Consider the following 16,001-nt stretch of genomic DNA (forward strand, 5'->3'; position numbering starts at 1 on the left):
GATATCAGTCTGATCTATCGTCGCAGCAGCAGGCTTGTGTCGCATCACCCCGTGTCACTGATTTCCAACCAGCAAACCATTCCTATTGACGACAGCGACCATATCAGGGTGTCAGACACCCGGGAATATAAAATTCGAGCCATGCCCCCGTGGTCGTGCCGCCGGGCTGCACAATAGCCGTCGAATCGGCGCCGCCGAACTCTCCCGCTGACGCAAAATCCAAATGAATTTCAAAAGCCTTGAGGTCTTTTACTGGGTGGTCAACTTCAGCAGCTTCAACAAAGCTGCGGCAAAACTGCACACGACTCAGCCTGCAGTCTCACAACGAATTGCGGCGTTGGAGAAGGAACTGGGTATCAAGGCGCTGGACCGGACGTCTCGCGCGGTAAAGCTCACCGCGAAGGGCCGCGTCCTGTATGGGTACGCCGAGCGTTTCATGGCGCTGCATTCGGAAATGATGATGAAGGTAGCTGAAGAGCAGGCGATCAGTGGAGTCATTCGTCTTGGCGTTGCCGAAACCATCGTTCATACCTGGCTGGTGGAGTTCCTGGAGCAATGCCGCAAGCGCTATCCCAATGTGATTATCGATTTTGTCGTGGATATCACGCCCACCCTGCGCGAAAACTTGAAGTCGGGTGAGTTGGACATGGCCTTCCTGCTCGGGCCATTGAATGACGATGTGCTGATTGAAAAGCCGCTTTGCAGCTACGAACTCAACTTTCTGTCGGCGCCTTCGCTGAAAGTGGGGAAAGAACCTTTGTCGAACAGCGAGGTAGCGCGACATCCTCTGATCACTTTTCCCAAGCGGACCTACCCGTATACGTTTCTTCATCGGGAACTGACTACCCCCGAGCATGGCGCGCCTCGAATCTTTACCAACTGGTCCCTGTCCACCATCGTTCGCATGGCAGAGGATGGCTATGGCGTATGCGTCGTCCCGCGGTTGGCGGTAGCGAAGGAAGTGGCGCAGGGGCGGTTGAAGGTTCGGCGGGCGCAGATGCAACTGCGTGATCTGTCCTTTGCCGTGGCTTATGCGCCAGGCAGTGACCAACAGACGAAAGAGGCGTTGTCCGAGCTTGCCGGCGAGATTGCGCGGGCTTCATCCGCTGGCAATCCGCGTGGGCGAAAAAAAGCCCGCCTCTAGCAGTTCTTTCACCTCGTCAACGTATTAGTGGTTTCCCTGATAACTGCGGACTTCGTGCGCCCGCTGAGAGTGCACGCTCCTCGGAAAACTGCGATCAATAAGACAGCCTTATTGATTTCTATCCAAAGATAGGATTGGTTGTTATGAAACGACCGGGATGTAATGGGTGCGCAAAATCCCATTCAGCCAGGAGCAGCCTTGAATACCGCAGATCCCACATCCGCCTTTGCCATCACGCTTGGTGACGTGCAGCAGGCACACGAACGCATTCGTTCCCACATCGTGCGTACCCCTTTGCTGGAGAGCGCATCGCTCAATGCATTGACGGGGGCGCGGGTGTTGGTCAAAGCCGAATCCTTGCAAAACGCCGGGGCCTTCAAGTTCCGGGGGGCCGTCAACCGGTTGTTGCAACTGTCCGACGCAGAAAAGCGAGCAGGCGTGGTGGCGTTTTCATCCGGCAACCACGCGCTGGCCACGTCGTTGGTGGCTCGCACGTTAGGCATTTCGGCGTCGATCATCATGCCGGCCGACGCGCCCCGGGCCAAGATTGAAGGCGCACGCGCGAACGGTGCGGAGGTGGTGCTGTACGACCGCCAGAAGGACGACCGCGAAGCGATTGGCGCGGAAATCGCTGGCAGGACCGGCGCCGTGATCGTTCCGCCCTATGACGACCCGCACATCATGGCCGGACAGGGCACCGTCGGCCTGGAAATCGTTGAGCAGGCCCGCGACATGGGCGCGCCGCTGGATATCGTGATTGCGGCGTCCAGCGGCGGCGGTCTGGTCGCTGGCGTGGCGACGGCCGTGAAGTCGCTGTCGCCCGAAACGGCGGTGTATGCCGGTGAGCCAGCGGGCTTTGACGAACTGGCGCGATCGCTGGCATCCGGCCAGCCTGAAAGCAATGCGCCCGGCGCCAAGTCAATCTGCGACGCGCTGCAGGTGGTGAAGCCGGGCAAGCTGACCTTTCCGATCAACCTGGATCTGCTTTCCGGCAGCCTTGTCGTCACCGACGACGAGGTCAGGCGTGCAATGAAAGCCGCGTATCAACACCTGCGTCTGGTGGTGGAGCCGGGCGGCGCCGTGCCGCTTGCCGCCGTGCTCGCGGGAAAAATTGACGTTGCGGGCAAGACCGTTGTCGTCGTACTGAGCGGCGGCAACGTCGATACCCCTGTTTTCATCGAGGCCTTGAACGCCTGACCTATCATGCTGAATTCTGAATCCAAGACATATCACCGCGTTGCACGCACCATCGACGACTTCATGCGCGTCGACTACACCGGCGTGGGACTGATCGGCAATCTCTACGAGGCGCTGCAGACGCGACAGCCTGGATATGCGTGCATGGGCGCTGCCGAGCGGTTGCAGCAGGCCACCCAGGAAAGCGCCGGACCGATCCTGATCGCGACAGGTTTTCCGGAAGGCGGCGGTGCGCCCGAAACCGATGGCCCGATCGGTGCCGCGCTGATGGCCCGGGCCTTTTTCCTGGGGTTGCGTCGCGAGACCGTCATCGTCATCGACGAAGACTGGGAGGAGATGATGATCGCCACCTGCCGCGGCGCGGGCCTGGCGCCGATGCCGTTCCCGGAAGATGGCGTCATCAAGCCCTTCGATTTCTTGCGGCCGGTGTATATCAAGACGGTCCCCAAGGACGATCGCGGCGCACACGCAGTTTGCGACGCGCTGGTGACAATAACGCGTCCCTGCGCCGCGATCGCAATCGAACGGCCCGGGAAGAACGCCAAGGGCCTGTACCACGGGTTGGGCGGTCGCCCGCTGGACGGGCTGGTCGCCAATCTGGACTATTTGTTCGAGAAAATCCAGGCGGCAAAGATCCCGTTCATCGGCATCGGTGACGGCGGCAACGAGCTAGGCATGGGCGTGATTGCCGAGGACTTACCACGGTTTTCACCCAAGGCTGCGGATACCGGCACACCGGGACGCGGCGGCGTCGCCGCTGTCACGGCTGCCGACTGGCTGGTGGTGTCGAACATCTCCAATTTTGGTGCAACGGGCGTGGTGGCGGCGCTTGCTGCCTTGCTGGAGAACCCGGTGGTGTTCCACGAGCCCGAACTGGAAATCCGCAGCACCGAGCTGTGCGTCGCCAGCGGCGGCGTGGATGGGATGTTCATGGCCCCGGAGCCAGCGCATGACGGCATTGCCATGCAGGAGTACGCAGGGATGGTTCGCGCACTGCGTGGCAGTGTGATGCGTGCGCTGGGTCACTCGATCAACTGGCAGGGGCATCAGGGCGACTGGAGGCAACTGAAATGAGCGCAACCACCATCTCCGGTCGGCTGGCCGAACTGGGACTTGCATTGCCAACGGTCAATCCGCCGCGCGGCAGTTACGTTCCGGCCGTGCGCGCCGGAGACTTGCTGTTCGTCGCGGGACAGGCGCCGCGGCGCAACGGCGTGCTGGAGTTCTCGGGCCGCGTGGGGCGCGATCTAAGCGTCGAGCAAGGCCGCGATGCCGCGGCCCTGTGCGCGCTCAACGTGCTCGGCCATCTGGCTCAGGCCTGCGGGGACGATCTGGCGCGCGTCGCCGGCTCGGTGCGGCTGGCCGGTGTGGTCAATTGCGCCGAGGACTTTGATGCCCATTCAAAGGTCCTGGACGGCGCATCGGACTTGCTGACCGCTGTGCTGGGCGAACGCGGCCTTCATGCGCGCATCGCCACCGGCGCTTCATCGCTGCCGTCGGCCATGGCGGTGGAAGTCGAAGCCATCTTCCAACTCAAACCATAAGTCGGGGCGGGGCGTCCGCCTGACATCCGCAAGGGGAAAATTCGTGCAAGCAACTCTGACTCAGCCCGCCTACGCGGGAAATGCGCCGGACCGGAATGCCGTCTACCGCAAGGTGGCGCTGCACATCATGCCGTTTCTCATGTTGTGCTACGTGGCGGCGTATCTGGACCGCATCAATATCGGCTTTGCCAAGCTGCATATGCTGAACGACCTGGGCTTCAGCGATGCCGTTTATGGCTTGGGCGCGGGACTGTTCTTTATCGGGTACCTGATCTTCGAGGTGCCCAGCAATCTGCTGATGATGCGCATCGGCGCCAAGCGGACGATTTCCCGCATCATGATTCTGTGGGGCATCATTTCGGCCTGCTTTGCCTTTGTCGAGACGCCGACGCAGTTCTACGTGTTGCGCTTTCTGCTGGGCGCGGCCGAGGCCGGCTTCTATCCTGGCGTGATCCTGTATCTGACCTATTGGTTTCCGGCAAACAAGCGCGCGAAGATGGTGGCGCTCTTTGTGGGGGCGGTACCGTTGTCAGGCATGATCGGCGCGCCGCTTTCTGGCGCCATCATCGAATGGGGCCACGGAGCGCACTCGTTGGCTGGCTGGCAATGGATGTTCCTTATCGAAGCCGTGCCGTCGCTGATCCTCGGCCTGCTGTGCCTGAAGTATCTGGCCGACAGTCCCGCGGTTGCCCCGTGGCTCACGCAGGGCGAGCGCGAGTTGGTGGAAGGCGAACTCCACGCCGAGCGCGAGCTCACCCGCCACGACAAGTCCACCGTGTCGCTCGCGGCCACGCTGAAAGACCGGCGGGTGTGGAAGATGACCAGCATCTGCTTCTGCTCGGCCATCTGCTCTTACGGCGTGTCGTTCTGGCTACCCACGCTTGTGCAGCAGCTGAACGTGGGGGACGTCATGCACGTGGGTCTTTACACCGCAGTGCCGTTCACCGCGGCTTTCGTGGTGATGTATCTGATCGGCCGCAGTTCTGATCGCATGCGCGAGCGCCGCTGGCATCTGGTCGGACCGTTCACCTGCGTGTGCGTCGGCTTGATTGGCAGTGTCTGGTTCCATGGGTCGATGGGGCTGGCGCTTCTGTCGCTGACGATCGCCGCGGTTGGCGCCTACAGCACGACGTCCATGCTGTTCACGATTCCCGGATTGTTTCTTTCGGGCGTCGGCATGGCAGCGGGCGTGGCACTGATCAACTGCTTCGGAGGACTGGGCGGATTTGTCAGCCCGTATGTCGTCGGTGTCGTCAAGGATGTCACAGGCAGCACCGATAATGGCGTGATATTCATCGCCTGCGTGGCAATGATCGGTGCGGCTCTTACGTTGACGCTGCCCAAGAAGCTGGTGAATCGTTGAGCCGATGCGTTGGCCGCTCAGGCGTCGCCTGCGGCCAACGCATCAAACAGGCGATCCCCGCCCATTTGCCCGCCCTTGAGCATCAGCTCAATGCCGTCGATCACAGGGTCGTCGCTGCGTGCAACGCTGACCGTCACCCCCGGCGCCAGCACGCAGCGAAACGCCAGTCCCCACAATCCCAAGGCAAGCGTCGCCTGGCTGGAAGTGTCTCCACCTGCGATGCCGATGCGATTCAGCCGTTGACCGGCTGTTGCGCTGGCGCGCACGATGTCCGCGGCGAGGCTGGCGGTGGCGCGGGCTGTTGCGGCGGTCTGGTCTGCGCTGACCGTGCCGACAGGCCTGTCGGTATGCACCAGGACGTTGCGGCCTTCGGCCAATGTCACGGCGGCCAACGCAACCTGTTGCGCGGCATAGCCGGCATCAGCCAGCAGACGCGCGACTTGCAGCGGTTGGCGCGTATAGCTTTCGGAAGCGGCGATCTGCCGGGCGGTGACAGGCGACAGGCTGCCCGCGACAACCAGCACCGGGCCGTCCGACGGGCCGAGTGGGGCAGCCTGCGTAGCGGGGGCTTGTCCGGTGGGCCGGGCGCGAGCCAGAGCTTGCTGCACGCTGCTCGGGCCGACAGCCACCAGCGGGGCGCGGGCTGCGGCGCGTTGGATCAGGCGGCCGATCGCGGCGAGCTGCGATTCGTCCACCAGATCCAGCAGCAGCGGTCCGTCCGCACTCTCCGTGACCTGTTCGATCCACGCATCGAGCGAGGCTAAGTCGGTACCGGAACTCACTGCGGAGTCCGTACCCGTGTTCACTGCCAAGTTCGCACTCGGGGGATAAGCAACATGCGGCACCGACCGCACGCCCTCCAACCCCTGCGCTTCCAAATGCCGCCGCAAATCTGCCTCGTGCATCGGCGTGACAGGATGCACGCTCATCACGGGATGGCGATCAATGCGATGAATCTCGGGCGCAGACCCCGCGCGTGCAAAGAGGTTTCCGAAGCTGCAGTACCGGCCAATGCTGGGCTGCCCGCCAACGATCGGCACGATGGGATTCGCAAAATGCCGGCGCAGCTCCCGCACCGCCACGCCGATGCTGCCGACGTGTGGCGCGCTGTCGAAGGTGGAACAGCACTTGTAATGCAGCACGCGCGCGCCGGTGCTGGCCATGAACGCGCCAACCGCGCGCAGTTCCTCGACCATCTCCGCCGGCGCCATCCCACGCGCGGCGCCGGCGATGCCGATGGCGTCCAATGGCCCGGCCCGTTCCAGTTGCGCAGAAGAAGGCACGCCCAAAAACAGCAGGCTGCGCAGGCCCGCCCGCGCGACCTCGGCGAGCGTGTCAGTGGCGCCGGTGAAGTCGTCGCCATACCAGCACACCTGCGGCGCGGTGCCGCCAATCATGCGCGGCTTCCAAAAAATTCCAGCGCGCGCTGCAACTCAGGCGCGTTGCGGGCGTAGTCTTCCAGCCGCTGGTTGTCGCGCACGGCGTGCCACGCCTGACGAATGCTTTGCACCCCAGCCGCCGGGCCATCCGGATGCGCAAGAATGCCCCCGCCCGACATGAACAGCAGGTCGTCGCTGCGCACGGCCGCCCACGTGGCGGGCACCGTGCCGGCCCACTGACCCGACGAGAAAGCAGGCATGACGGCGTCGTCGATTCCCGGTGTCAACGACGCCAGGCAATCGCGCGCCGAGTCCACGACTTCGCTGTCCTCCTGCGAGAATTTCCCTTGCAACCCATGCACATGCATATGGTCCACGCCCGCCAGCCGCCACAGCGTCTGATACGCCTGAAATCCCATGCCCAGCAGCGGATGGCGAGACAGCGCGCCGAACCCATTGCGATGGCCATGCAACGCCAGCGGCGTGCTGCGGCGCAGGGTCTGGATGGCGGAGTAGCCGCACCAGTTCAGGCTGGCCATGACGCAAGTGCCGCCTTCGCGTTCGATCAGCTCGGCGTGGCGGCGCATGGCATCGGTTTCGTCGGTGATGTTGAACGCGACCATCACGTTGCGGCCGGTGCGTTCGCGGTGCGCGCGCACCACGGCCATTACGGCGGCGACGCGCTGGGCGAGCGGGGCGTGGGCCGGGTTGGCGCACACCTCGTCGTCCTTGATGAAGTCCACGCCGGCCGCGCAAAGCTGCGCCACCAGGTGCGCAGTCTGCTCGGGCGAGAGGCCGACGTTGGGCTTGATGATGGTGCCGACCAGCGGACCCTTGTCCACGCCGGTCAACGCGCGCGTGCCGGCGATGCCGACCTGGGGCAGGTCGAATTGCGCACGGTAGTTGGCGGGCAGCTCCATGCTTTCGAGCCGCAGGCCGGTGACTTCGCCCAGGTCGTACAGATTGCCGCCGACCGTGGCGGCCAGCGTGGGCAGGTTGGCGCCCACGTTGGCGACCGGAAACGCGATGCGAAGCCGTGCGCGCTGGAATTTGCCGGGCATGCCACCCGGCTGTCGCGCGAGATACGCATTGGGCAGGCTGGGCGTGTCGACCGTTTCCAGCGTTTCGATGGATTCGATGCGGGCGCGGGCGCGGGCGCGCAGCTCGTCCGTTTCGCCCTGCACGCGCGTGAAGGTGCCGCAGGACTGCTCGCCGGCCATGACCTCCGCAACCTTGGCGGGGTCGACGGGGGTCTCAATCAGGTAGGTGGCGGTAAACGATTGGGAATTCATGGTGGCGTGTGCGGCAGGGGTGTATCAGAGGCGGCTCAGGTCGGGGAATGCGCGGACGGGGTCCTTGCCGTCCCAGTTCACCGAGCTTTCGCGGATCAGGTCGAAGAGGCGGCCTTTGGGGCCGGCCACTTCGGAGAGCTCGATGACGGTGCCGGGGTGGTATTCGGTGTCAAAGTAAATGAAGCGGCCTTTCTCGCCGACTTCACCGCTCATCTTGGGCTTGAAGCCTTGCGCCAACAGGCGTTCCAGGTCAGCGTCGTAGCTTTCGGTCCAGTAGGCGACGTGCTGAAGGCCGGTGCGGCCGGCTTGCAGGAAGTCGCGGTACATGGAGGGCACGTCGTTGCGGGTCTGGATCAGTTCGACCTGCACATAGCCGGAATTGGCCAGGGCAACGGAGTTGTGCGGTTCATAGCCCTTGCCGTCGTATTGGTAATTGACGATGGGCACGCGCGGGTTGTAGTACCAGGGTCCCACGCCGAGCTTGGTGCTCCAGTAGTCCATGGCGGCTTCGATGTCGTGCACGACATAACCGAGTTGGCGGATCTCGCCCAGGAAACGACTCATGTTGGATCTTTATAAAAGGGTGGCTGAGAGACGGGAAGGGCGCGGCCCGCAAGGGGCCGCGCTGCGTCACAGGAAACCGATGGAGAACCAGGGGAAGGCGGCGACGACGATCAGGCCGATCAGCAGCGCGCCGATATAGCCCCAGATCGGGCGGATGCCTTCGTTGGGATCGACGCGGCTGATGGCGCAGGCGCCGTAGTAGCCGACACCGAAGGGCGGTGCGAACAGGCCGATGCCCATGGCGAAGATCACAACCATCGCGTAGTGCACTTCATGCACGCCGGCCTGCACCGCGATCGGGAACAGCAGCGGACCGAACAGCACGATGGCGGGGATGCCTTCCAGCACGCTGCCCAGGATGATGAAGGCCACGATGGAGACGGCCAGGAAGCCGTAGCTGCCGCCGGGCATGCCCGCCATCAGCTTGGCCAGATCGCCCGAGAAGCCCGATTGCGTCAACGCCCACGCCATCGCGGTGGCGCAGCCCACGATCAGCATGATGGCGCCGGACAGGGAGGCAGTCTCGATCAGCATGGGCTTGACACGCGCCCAGTCGAAGCAGCGGTAGATCACAAGGCCCACGACGACGGAATACACGATGCCGATGGTGGAGACCTCGGTGGCGGTGGCCACGCCTTCGACGACGGCGGCGCGGATCACGAACGGCAGGGCCACGGCGGGCAGCGCGATCATGAAGAACCGGCCGATCTCCTTGAAGGTGAAGCGCTGGACGAGGCTCAGGTCTTCTTTGCGGTAGCGCCACCAGACGACGCCGCACAGGGCCAGGCCCAGCACGACGGCGGGCAGCAGGCCGCCCGTAAACAGCGCGGCGATCGACACGCCCGTCACCGACCCGATGGTGATGAGCACGATGGACGGCGGAATCGTCTCGGTCTGCGCGCCGGTGGCGGACAGCAGGGCGACCAGATCGCCAGGCTTGGCGCCGCGCTTTTTCATTTCGGGGAACAGCACGGGCGCGATGGCCGCCATGTCGGCGATCTTCGAGCCCGAGATGCCGGACACCAGATACATGGCGCCGATCAGCACGTAGGACAATCCGCCGCGTACGTGGCCGAGCAGGCTGGCCAGGAACTGGATCATGGCGCGCGCCATGCCGGTCATTTCGATCAGCGAGCCCAGGAAGATGAAGAGCGGCACCGCGAGCAACATCAGGTGCGACATGCCTTCGTCCAGCCGGCCTACCATGACGACCATCGGCGTGTTGGTGGTCAGCGCCAGGTACGAGAAGGTGGCCAGCGCGAACGAGAATGCGATCGGCACGCCCGAAAACACGGTGGCGGCGACGATGCCCACGAAGAAGATCACCAGGTTCAGCTTGCCCAGTCCGGAGAACAGGGGCTGCGCGAGCCAGAACAGGCCGACGACCGCCGCCACGCCCGCCAGCGCCATCGCCACCTGCGGTAGCGGCTGCGTGCGCAAGAGGCGCAGCAGCGCAATGACGCCCATCAGGCCCATGCCAACCGGAATCGCCGAGGCACGCCACGCATTGCTCAGTTCCAGCGCCGGCGTGATGATGAAGTGTTCTTCATGCGCGTACTCGATGGCGGGCGCCAGGATCAGCACCAGGAACGCCAGCGACGCCGCAAGCGCTGCGGTTTCAAGCTGCGCGCGACGCGCCGGGCTGACGTTGTTCACCAGCGCCGTCATGCGCATGTGCTCGCCGCGCCGCAACGCCACGACGGCGCCCAGCATGGACAGCCAGAGGAACAGGATTGACGCCAGTTCGTCGGACCAGACCAGCGGGCTGTGGAACGCGTAGCGCGCCACCACGCCCGCAAACAGGACGAGGATCTCGACCAGCACGATGGCTGCGGCAACGTGTTCGACCACGGTGCCCAACACGCTGTCGAGCGCGCCGGCCGCCCGGCGCAGGGGATTGGCCGGCAGCGCGGGCGCCGCGGCGTGGGGAGCGGACAGGGAGGACATGGCGCGCGACCTCAGGCCAGCTTGCCGACGGACTGCTCCAGGAGGCCCCAGGCCTCATTGCCGAACCGGCCTTGCCATTCCTTGTAGAAGCCCGCGGTGCGCAGTTGTTCGCGGAAGCTGTCGGCGGACGGCTGGTTGAACACCAGGCCCTTGGATTCCAGGTCTGCCTGCACCGAGGCGTTGAGCTTCTTGATGTCTTCGCGCTGGGCCAGGCCGGCTTCGTTGATGCCGCGCGCCACAACCGTCTTCAGGTCGGCGGGCAGGCCTTCCCACATGCGGCCGTTGGCGATGAACCAGTAGCCGTCCCAGATGTGCTTGGTCAGCGAGCAGTACTTCTGCACTTCGTACAGTTTGGCGACCTGGATGATGGGCAGGGGGTTTTCTTGCGCGTCCACCACCTTGGTCTGCAGCGACGAGTAGACCTCGCTGAACTGCAGGCTGGCAGGCGCGGCGCCCAGGCCCTTGAACATGGAGATCGGCAGCGAGCTCACCGGCACGCGGATCTTCAGGCCGTCCATGTCAGCGGCCGTATTGACCGGACCCTTGCTGCTGGTGGTCTGGCGGAAACCGTTGTCCCACATCTTTTCAAAGGCGTAGAGCTTGCGCTGCGCGATGGCGGCGCGCACGTGGGCGCCCAGCGCGCCGTCCATGGCGTTCCAGACCTGGTCGTAGTCCTTGAACGCGAAGCCGACGGCGTTGATGGCGGCCACCGGCACCAGCGTGGCGATCACCAGGGCGGACGGCGTGAAGAAGTCGATGCCGCCCGAGCGCACCTGAGCCAGCATGTCGGTGTCGCCGCCAAGCTGGTTGTTCGGGAAGATCTTGATGTCGACGCGGCCGTTGCTTTCCTTGAGGATGCGTTCGGCCGCTTCCTGGGCGCGGATGTTCAGCGGATGCGTCACCGGCAGGTTGTTGCCGTACTTGAGCGAGTAATCGGCGGCGCGGGCGATCAGCGGAAAGCCGGTGCCGGCGACGGCGAGGGCGGGAACCGCGCAAAGGCGGCGCAGGGCACTGCGGCGAGTAAGCAGCTTCATGGTTGTCTCCGTTGTCTTGCTTATGATGTTTTTTGATGTGCCACAAAACCGCCTTAGCCCTGCGGCACTGTGGACAATAGTGAATAGGCGCTATCATCGTCAAATCTTATTCATGATGGTTTTTGATGTGAATAGAAGCGCCTCCTCTCGTGGACTCGCCAAGCTGGCGGACGTGGCTGCCCGCGCGGGCGTGTCGACGGCCACGGCCGATCGCGTGCTCAATCGCCGGCCTGGCGTGCGCCCGGCCACGGCGCAAAAGGTCTTCAAGGCCGCCATCGAACTGGATTACCTGCCGGACGAAGAGGCGTACGCGGCCCCCGCGCCCGAGCCGATGCGGCTGGTGTTCCTGCTGCCGCGCGGCAGCAATCGCTATCTGCGCATGCTGGGCGATACCGTCAACTTTGCGCACGAGCACTTTGCGCCGTTAAATGCCAAGTGCCATGTCGAGTACGTGGAAAGCTTCAATCCCGATGCGCTGGCGCAGGCGCTGGCCAAACATGGCAAGCGGGCCGACGGAATTGCGTTCATGGCGCTGGAGCACCCCGTGGTGCGCGAGGCCGTGAATGCGCTGGCGCAGCAGGGCGTGCCGACGGTGACGCTGATCTCGGACATCGCCAACAGTGCGCGCACGGCTTACGTGGGGTTGGACAACCGGGCCGCCGGGCGCACGGCCGGCTATCTGATCGCGCGCTTTATCGGTATGCGCGCGGCGCATGTGGCGCTGATCGCGGGGTCGCGGCATTACCGCGCCCATGAAGAGCGGGAAAGCGGATTTCTGCAGCTCTACGCCGAACAATTCCAAGCCATGCAGGTGGTGGACTTGCGCGAAGGCTATGACGACGCGCAGCGCAACTACGAACAGACGCGGCAGTTGCTGGAGCAGTATCCGCAGCTTGCCGGGATTTACAACATCGGCGGCGCGTCAGACGGTGTGGCCCGCGCGCTGAAAGAAGCAGGGCAGCAGCACCGGGTTGTTTTCATCGGGCATGGACTGACGCCGGACACGCGTTCGCTGCTGATCGACGGCACGATGGACGCCGTGATCACGCAAAGCCCGATGGAAGCGCTGATGAGCTGTGTCCGCATTTTCAGCAATCTGCGGGATAAGCGCAGCGCGATGAATGGGGTGGAATTGGCGCGCAGCCAGGTGATATTCCGGGAGAACCTGCCGTAGGGGTGGGGGCGGGCGTATTATTTCGGCTATGGGCTCGCACCCAGTGCGGCAGCGGCGGGGCACGCCGCTGCCTACTTCAACGGATGGTTCCTCTACAACGGTTGCCCGGCGCTTGCCGGCGGACGGCCGTGAAGGCGCTGCGCCATGGACCACACAGCCGACCGCCAGGCCGATCCCGCCGCTTGCGAGGCGGGGTCTGCCGCGCGATCACCGGCGGGTGATCACGATTTCCATGTACTCGCTGGGCACCACGACCGCCGAATCGCCGGAGCGGTTGAAACGTTCGATCTGCGCGGTGATATCGGCGGTCAGCGCCGTCTGCGCCGCGGGTTCCAGCGCGCCGAAGGCCTTGAGCAGCGGGCCGTAGTAGGTCTTGAAAACCTGCATCCAGTGCTCCGGCGAGCGGTAGCGGAACACGAAGTGGCGCGGTTCGCACTGAATCGACTTGGCTTGCGATCCGAACATCTCTTCGATGCGCGCCTTGGTTCCCCACAGCGCGGGCGACTTGACGCCGGCGGGCGGGGGCAGGTGCTTGCCGATGGTCTTGAAGATCTGGCCGATGAAGCCGTCGGGCGTCCAGTTGGCCAGGCCGATCTTGCCGCCGTGCTTGCACACGCGCATCAGCTCGGACGCGGCCTTGTCCTGGTCTGCCGTGAACATCACCCCGAAGGTCGACATGACGACGTCGAACGCGGCGTCGGGGAAGGGCAGCGCCTCGGCGTCGGCCTCCTGGAATTCGATCTTCAGGCGTTCCGCGGCGGCGCGTTCGCGGCCGCGGCTGAGCAGCGCGGGCACGTAGTCGGTCGACGTGACGTCGCACCAGCGGCGGGCGGCGGCCAGCGTGGCATTGCCGTTGCCGGCGGCAACGTCCAGCACCTTCTGCCCGGCGCGGACATCAAGGGCTTCGCAAAGCTGTTCTCCTACGATCTGCAGCGTGGTGCCGACGACGGCGTAGTCCCCGGAGGACCAGGTGCCCTGCTGGCGGGTCTTCAAGGCGGCCAGGTCGGGCTGTGCGGTTTCGCGCACGTCACTGGTGGCAAGGGAGGAAATGGACATGGTGACTCTCCGTTATTGCGTGGGGTGCGCGACAGCATCCATTGCCAGCGCGCCGGGGTAGTGCAACCAGCGCCGAGAAGGAATTCGCGTGCCGTGCGCCCCGGAAACAACGATAAAAACCAGGCGTGGAGGCGAGCGTGGTAGCGGGCGTGGAATCTGCCGTGGATTCGACCGGCGCGGGCATCCACGTGCGCATGCTGGGACCGCTGGCGATCAGCCGCGGGGGCGCGCCGCTGGCGTTGCCGCCGTCGCGCAAGCTGCGGGCGCTGATCGCCTACCTGGCGTTGGCCCCGAACGCCGTGATGCGGGCGCACCTGTGCGAATTGCTGTGGGATATTCCGAACGATCCGCGCGGCGAGCTGCGCTGGTGCCTGAGCAAGGCGCGCGGCCTGCTGGATGAGCCGGGCCGCCGCCGGGTCGAGACGGTGCAGGACGCGGTGCGCCTCGACCTGTCCGATTGCCGCGTGGATGTCCTGGACATCGGCGCGGCGATGCAGGACGGCATCGACAAGGCGGGGCCCGACAGGCTGCGTGCCCTGTTGGCGCTGTTCCAGGGCGATTTCCTGGAAGGGCTTGAGATCGGCCGCAGTCCGTTCTTCCATAGTTGGCAGACCGCGCAGCGGCGGCGCCTGCGCGCCTGCCATGCGGCCGTGCTGGCGCACCAGGCCGCAAGCCTGCCGGCGGGCGCGGAAGAACGCTTCGCCTGCCTGGACAAGTGGCTGCAATTGGCGCCGTTCGATGCGCAGGCGCATGAACTGATGCTGGACGCGCTAGGCCTGCGCGGGCAGTGGCGCGAAGGCGAGGAACATCTGGCTGCGGCCGTGCGCGCGTTTGAGGCCGAGGGGCTGGATGGGCGGCCGCTGCGCGAGGCGTGGCGTGACGTGCGCGCCCGGCGGGCGGGCGGCGTGCAGACTTGGGGGCAGGGCTTGGGTCAAGCGCTGGATCCGGCTTTTGCGGTGGCGCCGCGGCCTGGAGAGGCGGGGGCGACGATCACGGCCGAGACAGGCGCGCAGATCACGGCCGACCCGCCGTTCCAGCCGCCGCCTGAAGCGGATCTGCTTTCCCGCCTTTCCGAGCTCCCGCCGGACCGGCGCGGACGGGCATCCATCGCGGTCATGCCGTTCGTGGACCGGTCCGCGCAGGCCGGTGTACGGGGCGGATTGGCGGACGGCCTGGCCTTTGACGTTATCGCGCGGCTGGCAAAGCTGCGCAGCCTGTTCGTCATTGCGCAGGGCACCGTGTTTGCGCTGGATCAGCGCAGCGTCGGACCGGAGGAAGCGGGCCGCACGCTCAACGTGGATTATGTCGTCAGCGGCTCGCTGCGGCGCCACGGTCAGCGCCTTGCCGTAGACGTGCAACTGGTCGATTCACGCACGGCGCGCATCGTCTGGGCCGATGTCCTGGATCACCCGTTCGATGACGCCTTGCTGGCGTTGGACGAGATCGGCAACCGGATCGTGGCGTCTGTCGACATCGAGATCGAGGCGGCGGAGCGCAACCGCGCGATCCTGACGCCGCCCAATTCGCTGGACGCGTGGCAGGCGCATCACCGCGGCCTGTGGCATATGTACCGGTTCAACCGTACCGACAATGAGCAGGCCCGGCATTTCTTCGAGATGGCGGTGCGGCTGGATCCGACATTTTCGCGGGCCTATGCGGGCTTGTCGTTCACGCATTGGCAGACCGCGTTCCAGCGTTGGGACGAGCAGGGCGATGCCATCGATCGGGCGTTCGAAACCGCCGGCCAGAGCCTGATCGCCGATGACCGCGATCCGGCGGCGCATTGGGCGATGGGGCGGGCGCTGTGGCTGCGCGGCAGCCAGGATCAGTCGGTCAGTGAACTGCGGATCGCCGTGGACCTCAGCCCGAACTTCGCGCTGGGCCATTACACGCTGGGCTTTGTCGACTGCCAGATGGGCGATGCGCAAGCCGCCATCGGCGCATCCGATCACTCGCGCCACTTGAGCCCTTTCGATCCGCTGCTGTTCGGCATGCTGGCCGTGCGCGCACTGGCGCTGGTGCGGCTGGGCCGGATCGAGGAGGCGGCCGGATGGGCGATCAAGGCCGCCGCGCGCCCCAACGCGCACGTGCACATCCTGGCGATTGCCGCCTGCTGCCTGTCGCTGGCCGGCCGAACTGACGAGGCGCTGGGGTTTCTGCCCGCCATCCGCAAGGCGCAGGCGACCTACCGGGTCGACGACTTCCTGGCGTCATTCCGGCTGGAGCCCGACACGCAGGCGCTGTTCCGCGAGGGCGCGCGGCGGATCGGAATCGGATAGTGCAGCATTCGCCACGCTTCGCCAGATT

Annotated in this window: 13 protein-coding genes; 7 read left to right on the forward strand and 6 right to left on the reverse strand. The window is 65.0% G+C overall.

Features of this window, described 5'->3' with window-relative positions:
- Positions 1–223 precede the first annotated feature (223 nt).
- The 5 genes from HV681_RS00005 (at position 224) to HV681_RS00025 (ending at position 5,248) form a co-directional block, all read left to right on the forward strand.
- Positions 224–1,144, forward strand: coding sequence for a LysR family transcriptional regulator (locus HV681_RS00005; protein WP_175121120.1), 921 nt, complete (start codon positions 224–226; stop codon positions 1,142–1,144).
- 198 nt (positions 1,145–1,342) lie between these two features.
- Positions 1,343–2,341 (forward strand): threonine ammonia-lyase, encoded by a 999-nt coding sequence (locus HV681_RS00010; protein ID WP_254594836.1) that lies wholly within the window; start codon positions 1,343–1,345, stop codon positions 2,339–2,341.
- Positions 2,342–2,347: 6 nt separating this feature from the next.
- A complete protein-coding gene (locus tag HV681_RS00015; protein ID WP_175121121.1) occupies positions 2,348–3,415 on the forward strand; it encodes a DUF4392 domain-containing protein in 1,068 nt (355 codons plus the stop codon).
- Positions 3,412–3,885, forward strand: coding sequence for a RidA family protein (locus HV681_RS00020; protein WP_175121122.1), 474 nt, complete (start codon positions 3,412–3,414; stop codon positions 3,883–3,885). The genes HV681_RS00015 and HV681_RS00020 overlap by 4 nt, the downstream gene beginning before the upstream one ends.
- A 43-nt stretch (positions 3,886–3,928) precedes the next feature.
- Complete coding sequence (locus HV681_RS00025) at positions 3,929–5,248, forward strand: MFS transporter (protein ID WP_217467813.1); 1,320 nt, start codon at positions 3,929–3,931, stop codon at positions 5,246–5,248.
- 17 nt (positions 5,249–5,265) lie between these two features.
- Here HV681_RS00025 and HV681_RS00030 read toward each other — a convergent pair whose 3' ends face one another.
- From HV681_RS00030 to HV681_RS00050, 5 genes are all read right to left on the reverse strand, one after another.
- The gene (locus HV681_RS00030) at positions 5,266–6,645 is read right to left on the reverse strand and encodes a four-carbon acid sugar kinase family protein (protein ID WP_175121123.1); all 1,380 of its coding nucleotides are present in this window, start codon (positions 6,643–6,645) and stop codon (positions 5,266–5,268) included.
- On the reverse strand, positions 6,642–7,919 hold the full coding sequence (locus tag HV681_RS00035; protein ID WP_175121124.1) for a ribulose-bisphosphate carboxylase large subunit family protein: 1,278 nt from the start codon (positions 7,917–7,919) through the stop codon (positions 6,642–6,644). Before HV681_RS00035 ends, HV681_RS00030 begins: the two co-directional genes overlap by 4 nt.
- Before the next feature lie 24 nt (positions 7,920–7,943).
- Positions 7,944–8,483, reverse strand: a complete 540-nt coding sequence (locus HV681_RS00040; RefSeq protein ID WP_175121125.1) for a VOC family protein — start codon at positions 8,481–8,483, stop codon at positions 7,944–7,946.
- 66 nt (positions 8,484–8,549) lie between these two features.
- Positions 8,550–10,430: a TRAP transporter large permease gene (locus HV681_RS00045; protein WP_175121126.1), complete on the reverse strand. Its 1,881-nt coding sequence runs from the start codon at positions 10,428–10,430 to the stop codon at positions 8,550–8,552.
- 11 nt (positions 10,431–10,441) lie between these two features.
- Positions 10,442–11,464 carry a TRAP transporter substrate-binding protein gene (locus HV681_RS00050; RefSeq protein WP_105239374.1) on the reverse strand — a complete coding sequence of 341 codons (1,023 nt, stop codon included), beginning with the start codon at positions 11,462–11,464 and terminating at the stop codon, positions 10,442–10,444.
- A 112-nt stretch (positions 11,465–11,576) separates the two neighbouring features.
- On the opposite strand from HV681_RS00050, the gene HV681_RS00055 reads away from it, so the two are divergent.
- Positions 11,577–12,638 (forward strand): LacI family DNA-binding transcriptional regulator, encoded by a 1,062-nt coding sequence (locus HV681_RS00055; RefSeq protein ID WP_175121127.1) that lies wholly within the window; start codon positions 11,577–11,579, stop codon positions 12,636–12,638.
- A 207-nt stretch (positions 12,639–12,845) separates the two neighbouring features.
- On the opposite strand, the gene HV681_RS00060 is transcribed toward HV681_RS00055, so the two are convergent.
- The gene (locus HV681_RS00060; RefSeq protein ID WP_175121128.1) at positions 12,846–13,694 is read right to left on the reverse strand and encodes a class I SAM-dependent methyltransferase; all 849 of its coding nucleotides are present in this window, start codon (positions 13,692–13,694) and stop codon (positions 12,846–12,848) included.
- 161 nt (positions 13,695–13,855) lie between these two features.
- Here HV681_RS00060 and HV681_RS00065 point away from each other — a divergent pair, with 161 nt between their 5' ends.
- Positions 13,856–15,973 carry a transcriptional regulator gene (locus HV681_RS00065; protein ID WP_254594837.1) on the forward strand — a complete coding sequence of 706 codons (2,118 nt, stop codon included), beginning with the start codon at positions 13,856–13,858 and terminating at the stop codon, positions 15,971–15,973.
- Positions 15,974–16,001: the final 28 nt, after the last annotated feature.

Origin of the sequence: Achromobacter animicus, assembly GCF_902859585.1 — a bacterium.
Classification (GTDB): Bacteria; Pseudomonadota; Gammaproteobacteria; order Burkholderiales; family Burkholderiaceae_B; genus Achromobacter; species Achromobacter animicus.

Excerpts from the sequence above, each read along its gene's own strand:
- HV681_RS00005 (WP_175121120.1), top strand. The coding sequence starts at position 224 with ATGAATTTCAAAAGCCTTGAGGTCTTTTACTGGGTGGTCAACTTCAGC.
- HV681_RS00015 (WP_175121121.1), top strand. The coding sequence starts at position 2,348 with ATGCTGAATTCTGAATCCAAGACATATCACCGCGTTGCACGCACCATC.
- HV681_RS00020 (WP_175121122.1), top strand. The coding sequence starts at position 3,412 with ATGAGCGCAACCACCATCTCCGGTCGGCTGGCCGAACTGGGACTTGCA.
- HV681_RS00030 (WP_175121123.1), bottom strand. The coding sequence starts at position 6,645 with ATGATTGGCGGCACCGCGCCGCAGGTGTGCTGGTATGGCGACGACTTC.
- HV681_RS00035 (WP_175121124.1), bottom strand. The coding sequence starts at position 7,919 with ATGAATTCCCAATCGTTTACCGCCACCTACCTGATTGAGACCCCCGTC.
- HV681_RS00040 (WP_175121125.1), bottom strand. The coding sequence starts at position 8,483 with ATGAGTCGTTTCCTGGGCGAGATCCGCCAACTCGGTTATGTCGTGCAC.
- HV681_RS00045 (WP_175121126.1), bottom strand. The coding sequence starts at position 10,430 with ATGTCCTCCCTGTCCGCTCCCCACGCCGCGGCGCCCGCGCTGCCGGCC.
- HV681_RS00050 (WP_105239374.1), bottom strand. The coding sequence starts at position 11,464 with ATGAAGCTGCTTACTCGCCGCAGTGCCCTGCGCCGCCTTTGCGCGGTT.
- HV681_RS00055 (WP_175121127.1), top strand. The coding sequence starts at position 11,577 with ATGATGGTTTTTGATGTGAATAGAAGCGCCTCCTCTCGTGGACTCGCC.
- HV681_RS00060 (WP_175121128.1), bottom strand. The coding sequence starts at position 13,694 with ATGTCCATTTCCTCCCTTGCCACCAGTGACGTGCGCGAAACCGCACAG.